Source organism: Bradyrhizobium sp. (assembly GCF_004799445.1).
GTDB lineage: Bacteria > Pseudomonadota > Alphaproteobacteria > Rhizobiales > Xanthobacteraceae > Bradyrhizobium.
On record NZ_SSNA01000019.1, the window covers coordinates 1 to 7,439 of the forward strand.

Below are 7,439 nucleotides of genomic sequence, written 5' to 3' on the forward strand. Positions count from 1 at the left end.
CCTGCCACAGCCCGGCGCAGCCTGCACACGCTCGAAGCGCTCGGTTACCTTCGCTTCGTCAACAAGCGATACGTTCTGGCCGCGCATGTGCTCACGCTGGGCGCCGCCTATATTCGTGCAGCAGGGGCCGACGAGGCGCTCATGCCGGAACTGCGCCGGCTCGTCGACCTGTTTGGCGATGCATCCTCGGTGAGCGTTCTCGACGGGTCCAATATCCTTTATATCGCCCACTGCTCCGAACAGCGCGCCGCCCGCCGTACCGCAAGTATCGGCGTCACCTACCCCGCCTATGCAACGTCAATGGGGCGCGTCTTGATCTCTCGCCAGCGAGACGACGAAATCGAAATCTATCTCAACAATCTCCGGCCGATAAAATTCACCGAGAACACCGTGACCGATATCGGCCGGCTCCGACAGATTCTCGTTCAGACGCGCCGGCTCGGCTACAGTGCGGTCGTCGATGAGCTGGACTACGGCATCACCGCACTCGCCGTCCCCATCACGGATCAGACCGGCAGGGTTGTGGCTGCAATCAACACCTCCGGTTATTCAGGCAAACTGCCGATCGATCAACTGGTCGACGGCCGGCTGAACGACCTGCGGATAGCCGCAACCCGCATTGGTCAGATTTTTGCGCGGTATCCGGTCTTGCTGCATTCGATCGCGCCGACGAATGGTGCTGCGGCCGGGAAAAAATGATGCAGGGCAAGCGGAAACGACCGCATCCTTGCGGCATGGGCGCATTGCCACCGCGCTCGACCGGTCGGGTTAGCCCTCGATGCAAGCCGCATCCTTGATGGCGGCGTAGATCTCGCCGAGATCGGCCGGCGTGACGCAATAAGGCGGCATCACGTAGACGGTATTGCCGAGCGGGCGCAGCAGCAGGTTTCGGCTGCCGAAGAAGGCCTGCAGCCTGGGGCCGATGCCGGCGAGATAACCGCCGTCGCGCGCCTCCAGCTCGAGCGCGGTGATCGTACCGGTGCGCCGGACGTTCTTGAAGCGCTGATCGGCGCGGAAAGGCGCGATGGCCTGTTCCTGCATCGCGGCGACGGAGGCGACGCGCGCGCGGGTCGCCGGCTCCTGCCACAAATCGAGGTTGGCCTTGGCGGCGGCGCACGCGACCGGATTGGCGGTGTACGAACTCGAATGAAAGAAGGTACGGGTGCGGTCCTGGGAAAAATGCGCGTCGAAGATATCGGCGCGGCACAGCGTCACCGCGAGCGGCAGCGATCCGCCGGTGAGGCCCTTTGAGTAGCAGGCGATATCCGGCGACACATCGGCCTGCTCGCACGCGAACAGGGTCCCGGTGCGGCCCCAGCCGGTCATGACCTCGTCGGCAATGAACAGAACATCCGATGCCTCGCAGATCCGCTTCATCTCCTTCAGTACCCAGGCCGGATACATCAGCATCCCGCCGGCGCCGAGGATCAGCGGCTCGATGATGAACGCGGCCGGCTTTTCGTTGCGGGCCGCGGCCTCGAGCGCATCGAGCGTCGCCTGCTCGTGGCCGGCGGCCGGAAACGGGATAGTGGTCACGTCGAACAATAGCGGCCCGTAGGCCGCGTTGAAGACGCCGCGCGCGCCGACCGACATCGCCCCGATGGTGTCGCCGTGATAGGCGTGCTGCATCACCACGATGCGCGTCCGCGGCTCGCCGATATTGCGCCAGTAGCCGAGCGCCATCTTCAGCGCCACTTCGACGCTGGTCGAGCCGCTGTCGGAGAAAAAGACGTAGTCGAGGCCATCAGGCGCAAGCTTCAACAGCGCGGCGGCGACCTGTTCGGCCGGCTCATGGGTGTAACCGGCAAAGATGATCTGGTTGAGCAGTTCGGCCTGCTTCTGAATGGCGCTGACGATGTGCGGGTGGCAATGGCCGTGGGTCACGACCCACCAGGATGCGATCGCATCGATGATGCGGCGGCCATCCGCGGCATAGAGATAGGCGCCCTCCCCGCGCACCACTTTGGTCATCTCGTCCTGCAGGGCGTGCTGCGTGAACGGATGCCAGATCGGCGATTTCCCGGCGCGCGTCATGGTGCGAAATCAGCTGACTTGAACGCGGCCTCGAACGCCGCGCGCAGCGTGCTCGCGGTCAACGGCGAAAGCCGGGGCAGCCGTCCAAGCCGGCGCACCCGCCCGATTTCGCAAATCACGCGCTCGCTTTCCGGATGGCTCTCGCCAACAAAGGCGATGCCGAGAAGTTCGATGTTGCGATGTCGCAGCGCCTCGATCGACAGCAGCGAATGATTGATGGTGCCAAGCGCGGTGCGCGCGCAAAGCACAACCGGGCAACGCCACCTGGCAAAGACGTCGATATAAAGCGTGGTGCGATTGAGCGGCACCAGCAGCCCGCCGCTGCCCTCGATCACCAGCGCCCGCCCACCGGTATCGGGCACATCGAGCGCATCGACCGCGATGCGGACGCCATCTATCTCCGCGGCATGATGCGGCGAAGCCGGCGTTCGCAGGCGGTAGCGTTCCGGCACGATGCGGTCGTCGGAGAGCCCTCCCAGTCGCGCGACGATCCGGGAATCGGTCTCGCCTTCGAGGCCGGCCTGGATCGGTTTCCAGTAATTCGCGCCGAGCAAATCGGCGAGGCCCGCGGCGAACACCGTCTTGCCGATCTCGGTGTCGGTGCCGGCCACCACGATTCCAGGGCTCATCTGCCTTCGTCTCCGGTCTCCTCGACCAGGGCATTGAGCATCGCGCGCACGTCGTCCTCGCCGACATTGTTGGTCAGGGAAATTCGCAACCGCGCGGTGCCCGCCGGCACCGTCGGCGGCCGTATTCCGCGGATATCGAAGCCGCGCACCTGCATTGCTGCGGCCAGCGCCATCGCACGCGCGTTGTCGCCGACGACATAGGGTACGATCTGCGAGCCCGACAGCCGAAAGCCGCGGCGCGTACCGATCTGACGATGCGCGAACGCGATCAGATCCGTCAGGCGCTGCTGCCGTTCGGGTTCTTGCCGCAGGATCAGAAGCGCCTCCTGCACCGCGACCGCCATCAGCGGAGACGGCGCGGTGGAGAAGATGAACGGGCGGCAGCGATTGACGATGAAATCGCGCAGCACCCGCGTCGTGGTGACGAGCGCGCCGGCCGCCCCCAGCGCCTTGCCGCAGGTATGAACGGCGACCAGATTTTCGCGCCCCTCATAGCAAGCGGTCAATCCGCGCCCCTGCTCGCCGTAGACCCCCGTGGCATGGGCTTCGTCCACCATCAGGAAGGCATCATGACGGTCCGCGATCGCGATCAGTTCCTGCAAAGGCGCGAAATCGCCGTCCATGCTGTAGAGGCTTTCGACCACGATCCAGATCCGCCCCGTGCCGCCCTGGGCGCGCCAGTCGCGGATCGTGGTTTCGACCGATTGCGGATCGTTATGCCGGCTTTCGCGAAATTCAGCCCGGCCGGCGCGTGCGCCTTCGTGAATGCTCGCATGCACCAGCTGGTCGAGCACGAGCAAATCGCCCCGCTGCGGCAGCGTCGTCAGAACGGCGAAGTTGGCGACATAGCCGCTGCCGAAGAAGACCGCGGTTTCCGCGCCGAAGAACTCGGCCGCCGCCGCCTCCAGGCTCTGGTGCTCCTCGCAATTGCCGCGCAGGAGCCGCGATCCGCCGGCGCCGATCGGGGTGCCGGCCTCGACCGCGGCCGATACAGCCCGCCGCATGCGCGGAGCGCTCGCCAGCGCAAGATAGTCGTTCGACGAAAAATCGATGCCAGTACGCGGCTTGAGACTGCGCAGCCGGTCATCGTTTTGCAGGACGTTCAGCGCCGTGACGTAGCTTGAGGCCTTGTCGGCGACGGCTTGGCTCATGGTCCGCTTTCAGGCAAGCGTCAGTCGTGCGCGGATTGCGGCGCCGCCGGTTGCACCTGGTTGAGGCGGGACTTGACACCAAGCCGGTCCAGCAAATTCGCATCGCGGTCGCGTTGCGGATTTTTGGTGGTCAGCAGCACATCGCCGATGAAGATCGAATTCGCGCCGGCCAGGAAGCACAGCGCCTGCAGCTCATCGGTCATGTACTGCCGTCCGGCCGACAGCCGCACCACGCTCTGCGGCATCAGGATGCGGGCGACCGCAACCAGCCGCGCCAGCGCGATCGGATCGGGACGCTCCGCCGTATCGTTGACCGGCACGCCCTCGACCTCGTTCCACAGGTTGATCGGCACGCTCTCCGGATGGCTCGGCAGATTGGCGAGCAGCACGAGCATGCCGAGCCGATCCTCGACCTCTTCGCCCATGCCGACAATGCCGCCGCAGCAAACCTTGATGCCGGCGTCGCGCACACGCGCCAAAGTATCGACGCGGTCCTGCAGCGTGCGCGTGGTGATGATCTTGTCGTAGAACTCCGGCGAGGTGTCGACATTGTGGTTGTAGAAGTCGAGCCCGGCGTCGCGCAGCCGGGTCGCCTGCGCCGGCGTCAGCATGCCGAGCGTCGCGCAGGTTTCCATGCCGAGGTCCTTGACCGCGCTCACCATGCCGCAGACCTCATCGAGGTCGCGGTCTTTCGGATTACGCCACGCGGCCGCCATGCAGAACCGGCTCGCGCCGGCATCCCGGGCGCGGCGCGCGGTGGCAACCACGTCCGCCTGCGCCATCAGTTTCGTCGCCTTGAGGCCGGTGTCGTAATGCGCGCTCTGCGAGCAGTAACCGCAATCCTCGGGGCAGCCGCCGGTCTTGATGCTGAGCAGGCTCGCGGTCTCGACGTGGTTCGGATCGAAATTCTCGCGATGGATGCTCTGCGCCCGAAACATCAAATCCGCAAAAGGCAGGGCATAATGAGCTTCGGCTTCCGAACGGTCCCAATCGTGCCGGACCGGCCCGATATCATGGCTGCCGTTCCGTTTCAGTCCCGCAGCTTGAACCATGGCACCCGTCTCCTGCTTTTTTATAGATAAATTCAATCATTATCTATAATATTGGTAACAGGATTGATGCTATCTGACACCACGTGTGACTGCACCCGTTTTCATGATAGATAATCTATGAAGCCCGCCGACGAGAACACGACTACGGCGGCCCGTATCGCCGTTGCCATCGGAGAGCGGATTATCAGCGGTGCGCTGCCGCCCGATGCGCCGCTGCGCCAGGACCATATCGCCCGGGAATTCAATTCAAGCCACGTTCCCGTGCGCGAAGCGTTTCGGCAACTGGAAGCCCAGCACCTGGTGGTCGGCGTGCCGCGCCGTGGCGTGCGGGTTGCGCCGCTCGACGCCAACGCGGTGAAGGAAATCGCCGAGATGCGCGCCGCGCTGGAGGTGGTCGCGTTGCGTAACGCCGCGCCGGGGCTGACGCCGGCCCATCTGGCCCAAATCGAATTGGCCCTGATTGAAGGCGACAACGCCGAGACGCTTCAGGAGTTCGAAGCCGCCAACCGCGGCTTTCACCAGGCGCTGGTGGCGTCCTGCGCCATGCCGCGGCTGCTGGCCAGTCTCGACGGATTGCAATTGGCCAATTCCCGGCTGGTGTTCGCGATGGCGCGCAATGCCGGCTGGCGACCACGGTCCAATCAGGACCACCGCCTGATCTTGCAGGCGCTGCGAACGCGCAATATCGACCAAGCCTGCAGCCTGCTCGCCCGCCACATTCAAACCATCGAGCGCCTCACCGTCCCCGTGACCTGATGGCGATTGGTGGCTCAGGAGGGGAAATCGGCCGCCTTGACGTGAATCCGGTCGGCATGAAGCGACCAATCGCGAAGCGCCTCTGTTTCGCAGAACTTTTTCTTTGCCAGTTCCTTGGCGTGCCCCTCATTTTCGGCATCGATCTCCAGGGAGCTCTGACAGACTTCCGCCTCCCGGCCGTTCTCGCCGAGCACATCCTTCATGAACCTAACCACAAACCGTGACATGGGACCTCCTGCAGCGTCGACAGCGTCAGACGGGCCCATGTAATTTGAGCGCAGGGCGGAGGTATTGACCGATATCAAAACCTACGCAGTTGTCCGTAGCGCAGGGGATGCTTCTAGCGCGTCTGAACAGTGGCAATGCGGATGCCGAGATAAACGAACAGCCCGCCCAGCCCCCGATTGATCCAGGCGAAAGCTCGACCGGATTTTCGGACCCGGCTGGCGGCGCCTGCGGTGAATACCGCCACGCCAAGGCACCAAAGCGTGCCGTTGAAGATGAAGATCAGGCCGAGCAGCGCGAAAGCGGCGGCCTTGTGCGGCGAATCCGCGGCGACAAATTGCGGCAGAAAGGCCAGAAAGAACAACGCCACCTTCGGGTTCAGCGCATTGGTCAGCGCGCCCTGCACGAACACCAGGCGCAGCGAAATCGCGCCGGTTCCAGTTGCCGCGGCAGCCGCCGGCGCCGCATTCCGTGCCAGCAACATCCTCACGCCCAAGAAGCAAAGATAGGCCGCGCCGGCCCATTTCACCAACGTGAACGCGGCCGATGATGCCGCCAGCAGCGCCGAGAGCCCGACCGCGGCGGCGAACACGTGCAGGAGGCAGCCGGCTTCGATGCCGAGCACCGCGACCACGCCGCCGCGCCACCCGAGCTGCAGGCTTCGGCCGACGATATAGGCCGTGTCAGGCCCGGGCGTAATGTTGAGCAACAGCCCGGAGACGACGAAAAGCCAAAGTTCGTGAATGCCGAGCATGATCTTCCGCCCCTACCAAAGCGGCTCGGGCGTATCATGCAAGGATGGGCGGAGGAAAGTGCTGCTCAGGATCAGTCTAGGCGCCGGCGACCGGCAGGCTGGCCGCCGCAATGGCGACGAGCTGGCCCAGACGGCGTCCGATCCGGGATCGGGCCGAGCGCAGCAATGAACCGAACTGTCGCATGTCGCCTATTCCTGCTGCGCCGGCCGAACATTCGTTCCGGAAAAATGAGCGTTCTGAGTAGATTAATGGGCTCTCTTCGCAAAACTGTCGAGGCCGCGGCAAAAATAGCAACGCTCCCACCGTCCGATCCCGACATGGCAGTAGATTTATTGCCGCGATCCGAGCGGCAATGGAGGAAATCTTCTCCGCGAAAATTGCGCGTGACGAAGATTCGGCCCTGACCACTATCCCGGCGCAAATCCAAACGTCCGCTCAAAGCGCTTGACGTAGGCGGGCCACACCTCGGGATTGATGACGCGCGGCGGCCGCTTGCCGTCGAGCGCGTCGAGCATCTGCTCGGCGGCGATTCTCGCCATGTTCTCCCGCGCCTCCTTGGTCACCCCCGCGGTATGCGGGCTTGCCAGCACATTGTCGAACTGCAGCAGCGGATGTTCCGGCGGCGGCGGCTCCTTGGCCCAGACGTCAAGTCCCGCGCCGGCAATGCGCTTGTCGCGCAGCGCCTGCTCCAGCGCCGCCTCGTCGTGGATGAAACCACGCGCCGTGGTGATGAAATAGGCGTGAGGCTGCATCGCCGCGAATTCGCGCGCGCCGATCATCCCCCGGCTCTCTTTGGTCAGCGGACAGGAGATCGAGACGTAATCCGAGCGGCGCAGC

General features: G+C 64.4%; 9 protein-coding genes. 2 read left to right on the forward strand and 7 right to left on the reverse strand.

Annotated elements, in window-relative coordinates; all coding sequences use genetic code 11:
* The coding region (locus tag E8A46_RS01750) for an IclR family transcriptional regulator C-terminal domain-containing protein (protein ID WP_291556576.1) at positions 1 to 699 on the forward strand (699 nt) is incomplete at its 5' end.
* A gap of 69 nt (positions 700 to 768) precedes the next feature.
* Here the strand turns inward: E8A46_RS01750 and E8A46_RS01755 are convergent.
* From E8A46_RS01755 to bioB, 4 genes are read right to left on the reverse strand one after another with little or no spacing between them, the layout of a single operon-like run.
* Positions 769 to 2,034, reverse strand: coding sequence for an adenosylmethionine--8-amino-7-oxononanoate transaminase (locus E8A46_RS01755; protein ID WP_291556578.1), 1,266 nt, complete (start codon positions 2,032 to 2,034; stop codon positions 769 to 771).
* Positions 2,031 to 2,663: a dethiobiotin synthase gene (gene bioD / locus E8A46_RS01760; protein ID WP_291556580.1), complete on the reverse strand. Its 633-nt coding sequence runs from the start codon at positions 2,661 to 2,663 to the stop codon at positions 2,031 to 2,033. Before bioD ends, E8A46_RS01755 begins: the two co-directional genes overlap by 4 nt.
* Positions 2,660 to 3,814 (reverse strand): 8-amino-7-oxononanoate synthase, encoded by a 1,155-nt coding sequence (locus E8A46_RS01765; RefSeq protein WP_291556582.1) that lies wholly within the window; start codon positions 3,812 to 3,814, stop codon positions 2,660 to 2,662. The genes bioD and E8A46_RS01765 overlap by 4 nt, the downstream gene beginning before the upstream one ends.
* A gap of 20 nt (positions 3,815 to 3,834) precedes the next feature.
* Positions 3,835 to 4,866 (reverse strand): biotin synthase BioB, encoded by a 1,032-nt coding sequence (gene bioB / locus E8A46_RS01770; protein WP_291556584.1) that lies wholly within the window; start codon positions 4,864 to 4,866, stop codon positions 3,835 to 3,837.
* Positions 4,867 to 4,983: 117 nt separating this feature from the next.
* Between bioB and E8A46_RS01775 the strand changes: the two genes are divergently transcribed.
* Positions 4,984 to 5,622, forward strand: a complete 639-nt coding sequence (locus E8A46_RS01775) for a GntR family transcriptional regulator (RefSeq protein ID WP_291556586.1) — start codon at positions 4,984 to 4,986, stop codon at positions 5,620 to 5,622.
* A gap of 14 nt (positions 5,623 to 5,636) precedes the next feature.
* Here E8A46_RS01775 and E8A46_RS01780 read toward each other — a convergent pair whose 3' ends face one another.
* From E8A46_RS01780 to E8A46_RS01790, 3 genes are all read right to left on the reverse strand, one after another.
* Entirely contained in the window at positions 5,637 to 5,849 is a 213-nt protein-coding gene (locus E8A46_RS01780) for a hypothetical protein (protein WP_291556588.1), read from the reverse strand.
* A gap of 113 nt (positions 5,850 to 5,962) precedes the next feature.
* On the reverse strand, positions 5,963 to 6,601 hold the full coding sequence (locus tag E8A46_RS01785) for a LysE family translocator (protein WP_291556590.1): 639 nt from the start codon (positions 6,599 to 6,601) through the stop codon (positions 5,963 to 5,965).
* A gap of 408 nt (positions 6,602 to 7,009) precedes the next feature.
* Positions 7,010 to 7,439: NAD(P)-dependent oxidoreductase (locus E8A46_RS01790; protein ID WP_291556591.1), on the reverse strand; the 430-nt coding region annotated here is incomplete at its 5' end.